The following is a 13763-nucleotide window of genomic DNA, read 5'->3' as shown; positions in this document are numbered from 1 at the left end:
CATAGTGATTGCCCTCCCTTGGAAGAAGTTGTGTGCAAACTTCATTCTACCATGTGGGGAAAATCACTATGGATTTTTTCTTAGGTGTCCAACTTCATTTTACAATCGACCTTTAAAAATTTTTTTGCGTTGCCAGAATTTCTATTTGCCCCAAGACAGCACAGGCAGCTTGTCCACCTTCTCCCGGGCAGACCCTCCTGCATATCCTTTTCCATGAATATGGGCTCACTGATGGTCGCTGAGCCGGATAAATACAAAGTGGTCTGGGGCGTCGGTCTCCAGATTCCACTCCGCCTGGATGACCCGTTCCGGGTCGGGCGGGTCCACGATGTTGACCCCCAGGAGCACCCCGTCATAGTCCTTCGGGGCCCGAATGGTGTAGGTCTCCTCCTGAAAGGCGTCGATGGTGATCTCACGCTCCAGGCCGGGCTGGCTGCTCTCACGCCAGTCGCCGTAGTCTATGCCACTGGTCCAGCGCTTCTCATAGGAAAGAGAGAAGGTCTCCCCATCGTGCTCCACCTGAACCTCACCCACGGCCAGGGCCTCGCCGCCGGCGTCCTCCCGCTGGTCAGGGAAATAGAGCCGGCCAGTATACCAGTCGTAGAAACTATATTCCTGGGAAAAGAGCGTAAGGGCCAGGGAGGCGTCCTCCGAGCCCCCCAGGACGACCTGGGCGGTGTTGGTACAGCGAATCGTATAGGTCACATAGCCCTCCCCGTCCGGCTGGCTGACGGTGATTTCTGGCTGGGTCAGGGCGCCCGAGGAGGAGAGGACCACCAGTCCGTCATCCCCGCAGACGGCGGTCAGCGGCAGGTCCTCATAGGGTTGGGGCTCCACGATGGTGAAACCGTGGAGGGCCCCAAAGGAGGTGTCCTCCGCCGCCTGGACCTCCTCCTGTAGGGGCGGCGCTGACTCCTCCGGGCTGTCCCCGCCCATCAGTACGGAGATCCCCACCGCACCACCGCCCACCAGGATGACGGCGGCCACCAGTCCGGCGACCAGCTTGGTGGAAAGCCCGACTGCTGCCGTTCCTGTCGTTGAAGCTCCAGCCGCGGCACTGGCACCGGCCGCGGCACCTCCGGCGCCCTCCACAGCGACGGCCCCGGCCTGGGCCACAGCCTGACTGGCCATAGCAGCGGCGGCCGTATCTTCCAGTACGCAGGCGGACGCCTCCTGCCGCAAGTAGAATACCAACAGCAGGAAAGGACTGACGCTGTATAGCTTGACGCCCTTCCGCTCGTATGCCTCCACGCCCTGCTTGATGCTTTTCCGTGCGTAATTAAGGCGGCTCTTCACCGTCCCCTCGCTGACATCCATGGTCTGGGCAATATCCTTGACACTCATCTCGTCGTAGTAGTAAAACAGCACGCTCATGCGCTGCTCCGGCGGCAAAGCATCCACCAGATCCAGGATCATCCTCCGAGTCTCGGCGTCGTCCAAGGCCGCCTCCGGCATCAGGGTCTCGTCCAGGTTCTCCATGTCGTCCAGCATGGAGTTACCCGCGTCGTCCTCGGGAATCTGCCACTCCTTGTGGGGAGCACTGAGCAGGTGCCGGCATCGGTTGGCGGTGATGCCGTTCACCCAGCCCCAGAAGGCTGCCGGCTCCTTCAGCTTGTCCAAGTTGGTGAGCATAGCGATGAGCACATCCTGCGTGGCATCCTGGGCGGCATCCTCTTTATTCAACATCTTTTTGCAGTGGTAATAGACCCTATTCTGGACCTTCCTCACTAGGGTGTCTTGGGCATCCGGATCCCCTTGTCGGGCGTGTTGAATCAATGTGGTCAGCTCTTCCTGTTCCATTTCTTGCTCTCGACCTTTCCAGCTGTTTTCTCACTGCCTGGGATGGCAGGTGCGTCTCCGCATCCATCAGAAGGCAGCGGCGGAGGAACTGAAAAAAAGAAATGTATTTCATTGGGAAAGCGCCTCTTTTTTACTTATTTTACAAAGATTCTTCCAGAAATGCAAGCATATTCACCTCCTATGGGATGGGTACTCCGGCATTGCCGCCCAGCTGCCGGAGCATCTCTTCCGTTATATAGTGCCCGGAGCAAAGGCATCGGTTTTATTTTGTTGGACAAATTTTGGACATCCTAATGCCGTGAAAAGGCTATCCTCTATGCCCGGAATAGTGAAACTGATGCGCAGAGTCAGCGATCAGATCTTTAATGTCGTTTTGCGTTTGAAGCATTTTGAAAGCCGAAAGCTTCATAGTACAATAATTTTTTCAGAAAATAAATGCCGTTTTTTCGACAAAATAGTCCAAAAACGGCATTCATTTAATCGGAGTACATTCCAGGATTCGGGCGCGGTAGTCTCCGCCTTTTCTCTCCCATGCAGCCTTTACGCGAAATCGCACCGGAAATTCTGTCACGTCCACCAGAAAATCCTCTTGGTTCACCGTGATACCCTGAATCAGCTCCCCCAGGACGGCATCTCCACCTTCCAGCTCCTGCTCCAACAGGGCTCTGGTCTCCTGAAACCACTCCTCCGCTCGCTGGATCCCCGCACGCCTGCTCTCTAGCTTTTCCGCATGTTGATTGAGTCTCGACATTTCTTCCTCACAGCGGGACACCAGGCGGGTCATATCCATCTGACTGAGCGTTCCGTCCAGCCAGGCCTCTAGCGCCCGGTCTTTCCTGTTCATTTGCCGCTCCAGCTCCCGCTCGATTTTGGCCAGTTCCCGGATTCCATCGTCTCCAGCGTTGCGCAGGGCTTTCAGATCTTCCATCAACTGGTCAATCAGGCCTGTACCGTTCAGGGGCAGCTGGCTCAACACATGCCTGGCCACCGCGAAGATCACCAGCCCATTTACCGCCCGCATGGTGCATTCGCTTGTACCGTCCAGATGTCCGCGGCATACAAAGCGGATATATTCCCCCCCATTTGCCCGACGGGTTCGCTTGCAGATGAAGCTCTTCCCACAGCAGCCACATTTTATTTTTCCAGAATACCAATACCTGGCGGAGAATCTACGCTTCTCCTGCACCATTCCCGCCCTTTTGGCCAGTTCCACCTGCACCTTCTGAAACTCCTCTCGGCTTATGATGGCCTCATGGTGATTTCGAAGGCAGAACTGTTCCTCCTCCCCATGGTTCATCACCTTGCGGTGGGTCAGATGGTCGGTGGTAACGAATTTTTTTTGCAGAAGGTCTCCGCAGTATTTCTCGTTCCGCAGGATACGCAGTACCATGGTGGAGGACCATCCCCCTGCAGGCCGCAGGGGCGGGTGTACACCCTCCAGGGTCAGTTCACGGGCGATGGTGTGGGTGCCCTTCCGCTCCACCAGAAACTTGTGGTAAATTAGCTTCACCACAGCGGCCTGCTCCAGCTCCACCGTCAATGCGCCATTTTTCAGCTGGTAGCCATAGATGGAATTGTTGCCAAAAACCACCCCGCGCCGCATGGCCTGGAGCTGCCCCCAGCGGGTGCGCTCAGATACCTTCCGGCTCTCCTCTTGCGCCACACTGGCCATGATGGTCAGGCGGAATTCGCCATCGTTGTCACCAGTGTCAATATTGTCGTTCAGGAACAGGACCCGTACCCCACGATTTTTCAACTGACGAGTGATCTGAAGGGTGTCCACTGTGTTGCGGGCAAAGCGGGAGACCTCTTTGGTCACGATTAGATCAATTTCCCCACCCATGGCCCGCTGAAGCATCTCGGTGAATTGAGGCCTCCGCCTGACCGAAGTTCCAGAGAGGCCTTCATCAGCGAAGATCCCCACCAGCTCCCACTCCGGTCTCTGCTGGATATAGCTGCGAAAAAACGTCTGCTGGGCAGCCAGCGAATTCCGCTGATCCTCTTTCTCTGTGGACACCCGGCAGTATGCCGCCACCCGCAAGGCTCTCTCATTTCCGAAGTTCATGGTACTCCGCTGGAGTGATTATCCCCGCCTCAAGAAGCGCCCGCAGCAGTGCGTTCCTGACCTGATCTTCCACGGTCCATCCCTCCTTCCTGCGCTTGCATATATCAGAAATGATTGTGGTACGCCACGCCTGAATGTTTAAGCCGCACCACTTCAGAAAGCCGCCCTCCGTCATCTTTTGAGGTAGATTGACGATGCCATTCCTGAAACGGAAATTTTACCGCAATAGAATCCTATGCGTTCTGATCCGGTATCTTGCTTTTTTGTAGGGATGGCAGAGAAAACAGCTGCGTTCAATTTCGGTTTCCTATGTCTGTGATTGCCGCACTCCTTTGAACGCGGCAAAACCGGGTCACCGTATGGGAACCCGGTTTTGTGTGTCTTATCGCTAACGCGGTGGGTACGGCGTTGGCCACCGCCAGCTCCTCCCGGCGGAAGTAGTCGAAGAGCCGCAGTTGCCGTTCCTCTGCCAGGGCCAGCAGCTCCGGCGACGCCCGGCCGGCACACACCACCTGCCCCGGCCGCAGGGCGTCCAGCACCTCGGCCAGCTCCGGCTTTTGGGCGGAGAATGGGGTATTGAGCCGTCCGTCCTCCCCCGCAGCCGGCAGGGGCAGCACCACGCAGTCGGCCAGCTTCGCCCCGGTGAGGTCGGCCGCCGGCTCCGGCACCCCCTCCGCCTCTTCCAGGGCCCACGTATGTACCGTGTGTCCCTCCTCGCACAGGAGCTGGGCCAGCCGGACCTGCCGGAGATCGCCGCCCACCACCCAGATGTTCCACTCGTTCCTCATGTTTCTCCCCTCCATGTTCCGTCTGGCCCATCCTATTCCCAATCTCTGCAAAGGGTGACGGGTCATTGACAGACCGTGGCGCAGCATTTACAATAAGGAGGAAACGCCTCCGCTTGGCGGAGGCATTTGGGAAGGAGCAAACACTATGCTGTTTTCAGAGTATCAGCGCTATCAATATGCCCGCAGCCCCCTCATCGAGGTCATCTGCCAGCTGCGGTTCCCCACCATCCTCACCATCAACAGCGACGAGCCCGCCGATTTTCAGGAGGCCATCCGCCAAGACTTCCCCCGGTACGCCGTGCGGAAAGAGCAGGCCCCTCCCAAGATCGTCGGGGCCGGCGGTCCCAATCCCAAGGTGGAGCCCCAGCCCCCCATCGCCAACCACAACTTCGTCTCCACCGACGGGCTGTGGAAGATCAACCTCACCAAGGACTTTATCGCCCTCTCCACCCTGCGCTACACCAACTGGGAGGACTTTGCCCTGCGGCTGGACAAGCCCCTGGCTCAGTTCATCCAGGTCTATCAGCCCGCCTTCTTCCAGCGGGTGGGCCTGCGCTACCTCAATGCCATCTCCAAAAAGCGGCTGGGTCTTACGGATCTCCTCTGGGATGACCTGATCCGCTCCCCCTACTTGGGCATCCTGGGCGAGCCCGACGTGGACGAGACCAAGGTGGGCCGCTCCTCCCTGGACACCGAGATTGCCCTGGAGGAGGGCGTGCGCCTGAAGATCCACGCCGGCCCCGGTCTTATCAATGGCGGCAAGCAGGACCCCGAGCCCAAGTTCATCCTAGACGGGGATCTCTCCCGCACCGGAAACCTGACCGCCGACAAGGTGCCCGGCACCCTGGAGGAGCTCCACCACTATGCCGAGCGCTTCTTCCATGGGGCCATTATGCCCGAGCTCCACGAGGCCATGGGCCCCACCCCCATGGCGGAGTAACTGTGTGATTCCGCTGTGCAAAAGCACAGCAAAAAGACGACCGGAAAGGTGGAGTCCCTTTTCCGGTCGTCTTTGTGTCCCGCTTTATTTTTATGCGAGGTTCTTTTCAAAGCAGATGAGGGTCTCCTGCCGGAAGCCTTCAAAGAAGAACTCCGTCTCCCCCGCCAGGCGGTAGCCCAGCTTAGGGTAGAAGGCGGCGGCGGGGGCGTTTCCCTCATAGGTGTCCAGCCGCATGGCCCGGCATCCCTTGCCCACTGCCAGTCCCTCGGCATAGGCCACGAACCGCCGCCCCAGCCCACCACCGGCGGCGTCGGGGTGGATGCACAGGGTGTGGATGACCAGCACCTCTTTGGGCTTGGCCGCCACCGTCCATGGAATTTTCGCGTACTCCGGCGGCTGGACATGGTTGAGGTTGGCACAGCCCAGGACGGCACCATCCACCTCCGCCACATACAGGGTCCCCTCCTTCAGGGCCTTCTCCGCCGTGGCCCGGCAGGGGTACACCCCCCGCTCCCAGTTGGTCCAGCGGCAGCCGGTGGCCTCCTCCCGGTCCAGCACCGCCTCATAGATGGCGGATACGGCCTCCAGGTCGTCGGCAGTTGCTTTTCGGATCATTGGCGTTTCCCTCCCTCCGCCAACAGGCGGATGTACGATTTTCCACATTATACCCCCCGCCGGTGGAGAAGGCAAGTCCGGCGGGACATTAGAAAGGAGCGTGGTCCCCATGGCAGTGACCTATGAGGACATCAAGCAGTCCCAGGAGATCCGGACCTATATCACCCAGGCCGACGCCTCCCTGCTGGCGCTGGGCTTCACCGAGCACAGCTACGCCCACGTGGGCCGGTGTGCCGCCATCGCCGGCGACCTGCTGCGGGATCTGGGCTACGACGCGCACACCATCGAGCTCTGCCGTATCGCCGCCTTCATGCACGACATCGGCAACGTGGTCAACCGCAACGACCACGCCCAGACCGGCGCGGTGATGGCCTTCCGCATTCTGGACAAGATGGGCATGCCTCCCGCCGACGTGGCCGCCGTCATCACCGCCATTGGCCACCACGACGACTCCACCGCCTACCCGGTGAACGCCGTGGCCGCCGCCCTCATCCTGGCCGACAAGACCGACGTGCGCCGAAGCCGAGTGCGGAACAAGGACCTGGCCAGCTTCGACATCCACGACCGGGTCAACTACGCCGTGGAGCAATCGGTGACCCAGCTGGACCGGGAGGCGGGCACCTTCACCCTGACCCTCTCCATCAACACCCAGGTGTGTCCCGTCATGGACTACTTTGAGATCTTTCTCCAGCGGATGATCCTCTGCCGGAAGGCAGCGGAGTTCTTCCAGCTCACCTTCCATCTTGACATCAACGGCCAGAACCTGTTATAGTTGCCTTGCCCCATCCGATCCCCTGGATCGGGTGGGGTCCTTTTCCCTTCTTCTTCGGACTTTTTGTAAGGAAGGTGCGCTGCTGTGCAGAATCAGATCACAGAAGGGTCCATTCTCAAGCCTCTGCTCTCCTTTTTCTTCCCCATTCTGCTGGGCACCTTTTTCCAGCAGCTCTACAACACGGTGGACGCCATCATTGTGGGTAACTTCGTGGGCACCGCCGCCCTTGGCGCCGTGGGCGGCCCCACGGCGGTCATCATCAACTTTCTGGTGAACCTCTTCGTGGGTCTCTCCTCCGGCGCCACGGTGGTCATCGCCCAGTACTACGGCGCCCGCCAGGGCGATCAGCTGCGGGAGGCCGTCCATACCGGCATTGCCCTGGCTCTAGCCGCCGGCGTGGTGGTCACCGCCGTCGGCCTGCTGGTCTCCGCCCCGGTGCTGGGCCTGATGGGCACTCCCGCGGACGTGATGGCATACGCCATCACCTACCTGCGGGTCTACTTCTGCGGCTCCATCGCCTCCTTTATCTACAACATGGGCGCCAGCATCCTCCGGGCCATCGGCGACACCCGCCGCCCCCTCTACTTCCTTATGGCCGCCTGCCTCACCAACATTGTGCTAGACCTCTTCTTCGTGGTGATTTTGGACCTGGCCGTGCTGGGCGTGGGTCTGGCCACCGTCCTGTCCCAGGTGGTGAGCGCCGTGCTGGTGGCCGTCTCCCTGCTGCGCCCCGGCACCGTCTACTCCGTGGTCCCCAGAGAGATCCGCTTCCACAAGGATAAGCTGGCCGCCATCGTCCGCATCGGTCTGCCCGCCGGTGTCCAGTCCAACATGTACACCATCTCCAACATGGTCCTCCAGTCCTGCATCAACTCCTTCGGCACCGTCACCGTGGCCGCCTGGACCGCATTCGGCAAGGTGGACTCCTTCTATTGGCTCATCTCCGGCGCCTTCGGCGTGTCTATCACCACCTTCGTGAGCCAGAACTTCGGCGCGCGGAAGTACGACCGGGTCAAGAAGGGCGTGCTGGTCTGTTTGGCACTAACCTTCTCGGTCACTGCCGTGGTCAGCGTCCTATTCTGCGGCGCCGCCCCTGCCCTGCTGCGGCTCTTTACCAACGATACCGCCGTCATCGAGCTGGGCCACCATGTCATGTGGTTCACCGCCCCCTTCTACGCCACCTTCGTGTGCATCGAGATCTTCTCCGGCGCCGTCCGAGGCACTGGCGACTCCCTCAAACCCATGCTCCTCACCTGCAGTGGTGTGTGCGTGCTGCGGGTGCTGTGGGTGCTGCTGGTCCTCCCCCACTTCCCCGTGCTGGAGACCGTGCTGGTGAGCTACCCCATCAGCTGGATTGTCACCTCCATCCTCTACATCATCTACTACGCCCGGGGCAACTGGCTCCGCCGGGGCATTGCCCGGGCCGGTCTCTCCCCCGAGGATGCCGCCCGCTCCGCCAAATCCTGAAGTCACCTGAAATCGACCGCCGATCTTCCGAACACGGAAGGTCGGCGGTTTTTCATTTTGTCACCACACTGTAACTTGACTCTCATCCACTTCAAATGTAGTATATAGACAGAACCACTACAATCGAAGTAGAAAGGAGGCAGCCTATGAAACGTCTGCCCGATACCGAGCTGGAGGTCATGAAGGCCCTGTGGGACCGGGAGGGGGGCGCCGCCCGCTCCGATCTGGAGGAGGCTCTGCGGGACCGGGGCTGGGCCGCCAACACCATCAACACCTACCTCTCCCGCCTGGCTGAAAAGGGTTTTGTCTCCTGCGAAAAGCGGGGAAAGGCCAACTGGTACACCCCTCTGGTGTCCCAGGCCGACTATCTCTCCTTCGAGAGCAGCGCCGTGCTGGACAAGGTTTTTGGCAAGTCCTTAAAACGCTTCGTGGCCTCCCTAGCCCGGGGCGGCGACCTGGACGACGCCGAGGTGGACGAGCTCCAGCGCTACCTGGACGAGCTGAAGGAGGGACGCAAATGAAGGCCCCTCACACCATCTTTTCCACCGAGCTGCGGGGGGAAAAGCGCCTGCTGAAGGCCCGGCTGGGTAACCTGTTCACCCCAGGCGACAAGCGCCGGGGCGGCGGCCTGCTGGCTCTGGCCCTGTGCCTCACCGTCTGCCTGGGTGCCCTGGTGTCCTGCCGGCAGGAGCCCGCGCCCCCCAATACGGACGCCCTGGCCGACGCCGCCCTGGCCCAGGTCCTGGACTACCGGGACGAGCGGGAGTCCTGGACGCTGCTGTGGGTGACCACATCGGACGGGGACACGGTCTGCGCCTTCTCCTACGACGGCGGCCCCCACGCTGCCGGTCTGGGGAATCTCCTGCTCCTGGCCGCCGACGGGACCACCGGGGAGCTGACCGGGACGCCGGTCTTTCTCTCCGGCGACCAGTGCGACGCCCTCTCCTGGTCCGCTGACGACGGCCTCCACGTGCTGTGCACCACCGTCACCACCTATCAGGGCGTGGACACCTGCGGCGGCGGCGAGGTGGTGTACGCCGACGGGACCTGGAACTGGACCTGGCCGGCAGCCCCCGGGAGCCCGGACTACCAGAGCTACTGGGCCGACCGGAAGGGGGTCATTACCCTGGGGAACCTGGACCTCTACATCCGGGGCGACTGGGACCCCGCCACCGCCCTGGGGACGGAGCCCCAGTGGATCTACGCGGACACCAAGCTCTTCCAGGAGGAAAATCCGGCTGCGGGTATGGCCCGTGCTTACGTGGCTCAGGTGATCCCTACAGAGGTCGCCGGCAACGCCGACTTTCAGATCACCGGCCTCACCCTGTCCGGCACCTATGACGACGCCGACACGGGGCGCACCGTGGAGGCCTGGGCCCTGACCTATCACTATCAGGACTCGGGCACCAGTAATCAGGTGGAGAGCCCGGAGGGGCTCCACATCTACCTGTGCTATCCCACCGGCAATCCGGACCCCACCCTCACCTTCCTGCTGGGGAGCTCCACCGACACCGACACCGAGCGGGCGGCCCGCCTTTTGAATCAGCGCTGGTATTTCCCCATCGACTCCATTCCGGACCCGGAGATCTACACCCCCTGGGGCTTCGATTTTGCCGATCTCTCCCCCGCCATGGAAGCCGCTGCCTCCGTGTTCGTTTCGTCCGACTCTCAGCGACAGTTGAATGCCCTGTGGTTCGACCCTGTGGATTTCAGTCTGATGCAGACGCAATATCTCACCTATGGCCGGGGCAGCACCAACGGCGCGGAGGCAGAGGACGTGATGGTTCTCTTCGCCGACTGGACCTGGACGGGTGAACCAGCGGTGATGAATACCGGTGAACAGCGCCTTGACTGGAGCCTCATCCTGCTCCGCCAGAATGACGGAAATGACGTCTGGGCGTTGGATGATGAGGGATATTGACGAAAGCCGTCACATTTCTCCTCACCCCGGCGACAGATTGAAAATTCCTTCCCATCTTGCAAAGGAGAGCTGACATGAACGCCCCCAAGACCATTTTCTCCACGGAGCTCCACACCGGCCGTCGGGCCCTCCGCCACCGGCTGGACGACCTCTTCGCCGCCCCCCGGCGGCGGGGCGGCCTTCCCCTGGTATGCACCCTGCTACTGGTGAGCATGCTCGGCTCTCTGGTGGCCTGCAATGCCCCGTCCGCCCCTACCGTCTCCGCTCCGCTGCCCACCGTGTCCTTTCCCTCTCTCCCGGTGACGGAGGAGAATCGGGATACCAGGACCCTCTACGCCCAGGTGCTCACCACCCTGCTGGACGAAAACCTTCTGCCCGGGGAAATTAATGACCCGGAAGGGTACATCGGCACCGTGGCGGAGCGGGAGGCCATGGCGGAGAATCAGTTTGCCGTCTGCGACGTGGACGGCGACGGCCGGGAGGAGCTGGTCATCCAATACACCACCGCCATCGTGGCGGGGATGCAGGCGCTCATCTATGACATCGACGAAAACGGCGACCTGCGCCTCCAGTTCTCTGAATTCCCCAACCTGACCTTCTACGACAACGGCGCCATCCAGGCGGGCTGGTCCCACAACCAAGGGCTGGCCGGGGACTTCTGGCCCTATACCCTCTATGTCTACGATCCGGAAAGCGACCTGTATAGAGATGTAGGGTCTGTGGACGCCTGGAGCCGAGACTTCCAGCCGCAGAACTACCCGGTGGACACCGACACCAGCAATTCCGGCTTCGTCTACTATGTCTACCGGGACATGGGCACAGAATACGGGCTGCTCTCCCCGGTGGACGAGAGCCAATACCTCCAGTGGCGGGAGGAGTACCTCTCCGGCGCGGCGGAACTGGAGCTGCCCTGGCAGAGCCTGACGGCGGAGCACATCCAGACCCTCACCGCCGCCGGCTGACGGGAAAATGGGCCGGAGCTGTCACATTTGCCCCGGCTCCGGCGATATATGGATAGAAGGACCTCTCTTGCCCTTTGGAAAGGAGGAGCAGACATGAAAGCGCCCAGGACCTATTTCTCCACGGAGCTGCATACGGGCCGGACGGCCCTCCACCGCCGGCTCAGCGATCTCTCCGCCGCCCCCCGGCGTGTGGGCGTCCTCCCACTGGTATGCATCCTGCTGCTGGTGAGCATGCTCGGCTCTCTGGTGGCCTGTGACACCGCTCCCACGTCCGCCAGCCCCGTCCCCGCCCCCACGGAGTCGGCCGGTCCCGCCGGCCAGGTCTGGGAGGGCGTGGACGTCCCCGACGCCGTCCTCGCCGCCGCGGAGTCCTACGTCTGGGACCAGTACCGCTACTGGTCGGAAAACTCAGGGGCGGTGGGCATGGTGGACGGTAAGATGGAGATGATCGGCCAGCCCGCTGACTACGACGACTGGCGCATCGAGTCCATGGAGCTTGCCTACCACTACGACGACCTGGAGGGGGTAGCCCTGGACGTCTACCGCCTGGGTTGGCGGCTCCACACCACCACCCCGGACCGGGTCCTCCTGGCCGGGGGCATGGAGATGGACGAGGAGGGCTGGGTGCTGGCCACTTACCCCAACTCCACCTACCTGATTTTCGACGTGAGCACCGCGGTGGGGCCGTCCTACCTCTTCCACACCATGATCAACGATTGTGAGCCCGGCAGCGAGCTCTTCACCGAGACCATCCGCCGTCCCCTCCAGTGGGCCCTCCTCCAGGACCAGGCCGAGTCCACCGCCCTGGAATACCTGCGCGGGCAGTATCCCGGTCAGGAAGTCCAGCTCACCTCCCTTACCTTCCAGCAGGAGGCCACCGCACCCGCCGGGACAGCCTGCGGCGTCTATGAGACGGAGTATCTGCTGGATGTGGACGGGAAATGGGTGTCCATGCCCCTGGACCTGGCCGACGGCGAGCGCTGCTATCTGGTGCTCTCCTACACCGGCGAGGACAGTAAGATCCTGGGCGCCTTCAACGCCCGGCCCGGTACCTACTACCGCGAGGCGGAAGCCCTGTCCTGGGGCCTGTCCGACACCGATTTCGCCCTGCTGCGGCAGGGCGGCGGCTGGTACGGCCTGGGAGGCAGCGCCGGATACCTCGTCGAAGTCCTGGGTGAGCCGGAGATCACCGACATCTCCGACGGCGCGGTGAGCTACCAGCCCGGCGACCGCTGGGAGCGGTGGACCTGGCCCGACCTCACCCTGGAGTGCTATGTCTCCCCGGAGGGGGCGACCTCCATCTGGACCATGGAGACCAGTAACCCTGGCTTCCGCACCAACCGGGGTATTCTCATCGGCAGTTCCACCCGGGAGGATGTCCTCCGGGCCTACCCCACCGCCAGCGACCAGCCCAACTGGGACCTGGAGGGCGACTTCCTCTGGTTCGGCCCCGGGGACGGCGGCTTCGGCTACTACCTTATCTTCTACTTCGACGACGGCGACACCGTCCGCCGCGTTCAGCTCACCGACTACTTTGACTAAAAGGGAGGGCCCCAGCCCATGTCCGATTTTCTCATCACTCTGGCCGAGATCACCCTCACCATGTCGGCGGTGATCCTGCTGCTCCTGCTGCTGGGGCCTATCCTCGCCCGTCGCTACGCCATCCGCTGGCGGTACTGGGCCTGGCTGGCGGTGGCGGTGCGCCTGCTCATTCCCATAAATCTTTCCCTACCAGAGGCCCCGGTGCAGCTGGAAACGCCGCCTGACCGGGTGGTCTACACCGCACCCCCCACCGTCAGCACCCCCGCCCCTGTCTCCACCGACTTTACGCCGGTGGTGAACACCGCCGCCCCCGTCCAGCCAGCTGTCACCCAGCCGGAGGCCACCGTCCCCGCCGTGCAGCCGGTGGTCCGTTCCCTCACCCTGTCCCAGGTCCTCTTCTGGGTGTGGCTGGCCGGGGCCGTCCTCCTGCTGCTGTGGCACCTCATCGGCTTCCTGCGGTTCCAAAGCTACCTGCGGCGGTGGGCAAAGCCAATGGAGCCCCCTCACTTTCTCCCCGACCTCACCCGTGAGCTGGGCCTTGTCCAACCGGTGCGGCTCCTCACCTGCCCCGGGGTGAAAGGACCCATGATGACCGGCCTTTTCCGGCCCACCGTCATCCTGCCGGAGGAGTTGCCGCCCCGGGAGGACCTGTGGTTCATCCTCCGCCATGAGCTCACCCACTTCAAGCGTCGGGACATTCTCTACAAGACTCTGCTGCTGTGCGCCAATCTAGTTCACTGGTTCAACCCCCTCACTTGGGTACTGCTCCGGGCCGCCGAGGGCGACCTGGAGCGGTGCTGCGACGACGACGTGGTGAAGGGGCTCCCCGCCGATGACCGGGCCCGGTACGGCCAGGTCATTCTGGACGCCGTCCGCTCCAGCCGCTGACCG

At 62.0% G+C, this 13763-nt stretch carries 12 protein-coding genes; 8 read left to right on the top strand and 4 right to left on the bottom strand.

The genetic code is table 11. The features are described 5' to 3' along the window. Positions 1-225: 225 nt before the first annotated feature. From ACTNBK_RS07350 to ACTNBK_RS07340, 3 genes are all read right to left on the bottom strand, one after another. Positions 226-1800, bottom strand: a complete 1575-nt coding sequence (locus ACTNBK_RS07350) for an RNA polymerase sigma factor (protein ID WP_441144946.1) — start codon at positions 1798-1800, stop codon at positions 226-228. 472 nt (positions 1801-2272) lie between these two features. Next, entirely contained in the window at positions 2273-3865 is a 1593-nt protein-coding gene (locus ACTNBK_RS07345; RefSeq protein WP_441144944.1) for a recombinase family protein, read from the bottom strand. A gap of 293 nt (positions 3866-4158) precedes the next feature. Continuing rightward, positions 4159-4653 (bottom strand): dipicolinate synthase subunit A N-terminal domain-containing protein, encoded by a 495-nt coding sequence (locus ACTNBK_RS07340; protein ID WP_441144942.1) that lies wholly within the window; start codon positions 4651-4653, stop codon positions 4159-4161. Between the two features lie 145 nt (positions 4654-4798). Between ACTNBK_RS07340 and ACTNBK_RS07335 the strand changes: the two genes are divergently transcribed. Continuing rightward, on the top strand, positions 4799-5593 hold the full coding sequence (locus ACTNBK_RS07335; RefSeq protein WP_441144940.1) for a TIGR04255 family protein: 795 nt from the start codon (positions 4799-4801) through the stop codon (positions 5591-5593). 90 nt (positions 5594-5683) lie between these two features. On the opposite strand, the gene ACTNBK_RS07330 is transcribed toward ACTNBK_RS07335, so the two are convergent. Continuing rightward, a complete protein-coding gene (locus tag ACTNBK_RS07330; RefSeq protein ID WP_441144938.1) occupies positions 5684-6208 on the bottom strand; it encodes an N-acetyltransferase family protein in 525 nt (174 codons plus the stop codon). A gap of 109 nt (positions 6209-6317) precedes the next feature. Here ACTNBK_RS07330 and ACTNBK_RS07325 point away from each other — a divergent pair, with 109 nt between their 5' ends. From ACTNBK_RS07325 to ACTNBK_RS07295, 7 genes are all read left to right on the top strand, one after another. Further along, complete coding sequence (locus ACTNBK_RS07325; protein WP_441144936.1) at positions 6318-6980, top strand: HD domain-containing protein; 663 nt, start codon at positions 6318-6320, stop codon at positions 6978-6980. An 84-nt stretch (positions 6981-7064) separates the two neighbouring features. Further along, positions 7065-8447 carry an MATE family efflux transporter gene (locus ACTNBK_RS07320; RefSeq protein ID WP_441144934.1) on the top strand — a complete coding sequence of 461 codons (1383 nt, stop codon included), beginning with the start codon at positions 7065-7067 and terminating at the stop codon, positions 8445-8447. A 146-nt stretch (positions 8448-8593) separates the two neighbouring features. Then, positions 8594-8968, top strand: a complete 375-nt coding sequence (locus ACTNBK_RS07315) for a BlaI/MecI/CopY family transcriptional regulator (protein ID WP_441144932.1) — start codon at positions 8594-8596, stop codon at positions 8966-8968. After that, positions 8965-10368 (top strand): hypothetical protein, encoded by a 1404-nt coding sequence (locus tag ACTNBK_RS07310; protein WP_441144930.1) that lies wholly within the window; start codon positions 8965-8967, stop codon positions 10366-10368. Before ACTNBK_RS07315 ends, ACTNBK_RS07310 begins: the two co-directional genes overlap by 4 nt. Before the next feature lie 74 nt (positions 10369-10442). Then, a complete protein-coding gene (locus tag ACTNBK_RS07305; RefSeq protein ID WP_441144928.1) occupies positions 10443-11330 on the top strand; it encodes a hypothetical protein in 888 nt (295 codons plus the stop codon). A gap of 93 nt (positions 11331-11423) precedes the next feature. After that, the gene (locus ACTNBK_RS07300; protein WP_441144926.1) at positions 11424-12872 is read left to right on the top strand and encodes a hypothetical protein; all 1449 of its coding nucleotides are present in this window, start codon (positions 11424-11426) and stop codon (positions 12870-12872) included. Between the two features lie 18 nt (positions 12873-12890). Next, entirely contained in the window at positions 12891-13760 is an 870-nt protein-coding gene (locus ACTNBK_RS07295) for a M56 family metallopeptidase (protein ID WP_441144924.1), read from the top strand. Positions 13761-13763: the final 3 nt, after the last annotated feature.

It is taken from the genome of Intestinimonas sp. HCP28S3_D6, from assembly GCF_052065695.1.
Classification (GTDB): Bacteria; Bacillota; Clostridia; order Oscillospirales; family Oscillospiraceae; genus Intestinimonas.
The sequence above is the reverse complement of the archived record's forward strand: the minus strand, read 5'-3'. Positions and strand labels throughout refer to the sequence as shown.

Coding starts and splice junctions, on each gene's coding strand:
- ACTNBK_RS07300 (WP_441144926.1), top strand. CDS start 11,424: ATGAAAGCGCCCAGGACCTATTTCTCCACGGAGCTGCATACGGGCCGG.
- ACTNBK_RS07310 (WP_441144930.1), top strand. CDS start 8,965: ATGAAGGCCCCTCACACCATCTTTTCCACCGAGCTGCGGGGGGAAAAG.
- ACTNBK_RS07315 (WP_441144932.1), top strand. CDS start 8,594: ATGAAACGTCTGCCCGATACCGAGCTGGAGGTCATGAAGGCCCTGTGG.
- ACTNBK_RS07335 (WP_441144940.1), top strand. CDS start 4,799: ATGCTGTTTTCAGAGTATCAGCGCTATCAATATGCCCGCAGCCCCCTC.
- ACTNBK_RS07330 (WP_441144938.1), bottom strand. CDS start 6,208: ATGATCCGAAAAGCAACTGCCGACGACCTGGAGGCCGTATCCGCCATC.
- ACTNBK_RS07340 (WP_441144942.1), bottom strand. CDS start 4,653: ATGAGGAACGAGTGGAACATCTGGGTGGTGGGCGGCGATCTCCGGCAG.
- ACTNBK_RS07325 (WP_441144936.1), top strand. CDS start 6,318: ATGGCAGTGACCTATGAGGACATCAAGCAGTCCCAGGAGATCCGGACC.
- ACTNBK_RS07345 (WP_441144944.1), bottom strand. CDS start 3,865: ATGAACTTCGGAAATGAGAGAGCCTTGCGGGTGGCGGCATACTGCCGG.
- ACTNBK_RS07305 (WP_441144928.1), top strand. CDS start 10,443: ATGAACGCCCCCAAGACCATTTTCTCCACGGAGCTCCACACCGGCCGT.
- ACTNBK_RS07350 (WP_441144946.1), bottom strand. CDS start 1,800: ATGGAACAGGAAGAGCTGACCACATTGATTCAACACGCCCGACAAGGG.
- ACTNBK_RS07295 (WP_441144924.1), top strand. CDS start 12,891: ATGTCCGATTTTCTCATCACTCTGGCCGAGATCACCCTCACCATGTCG.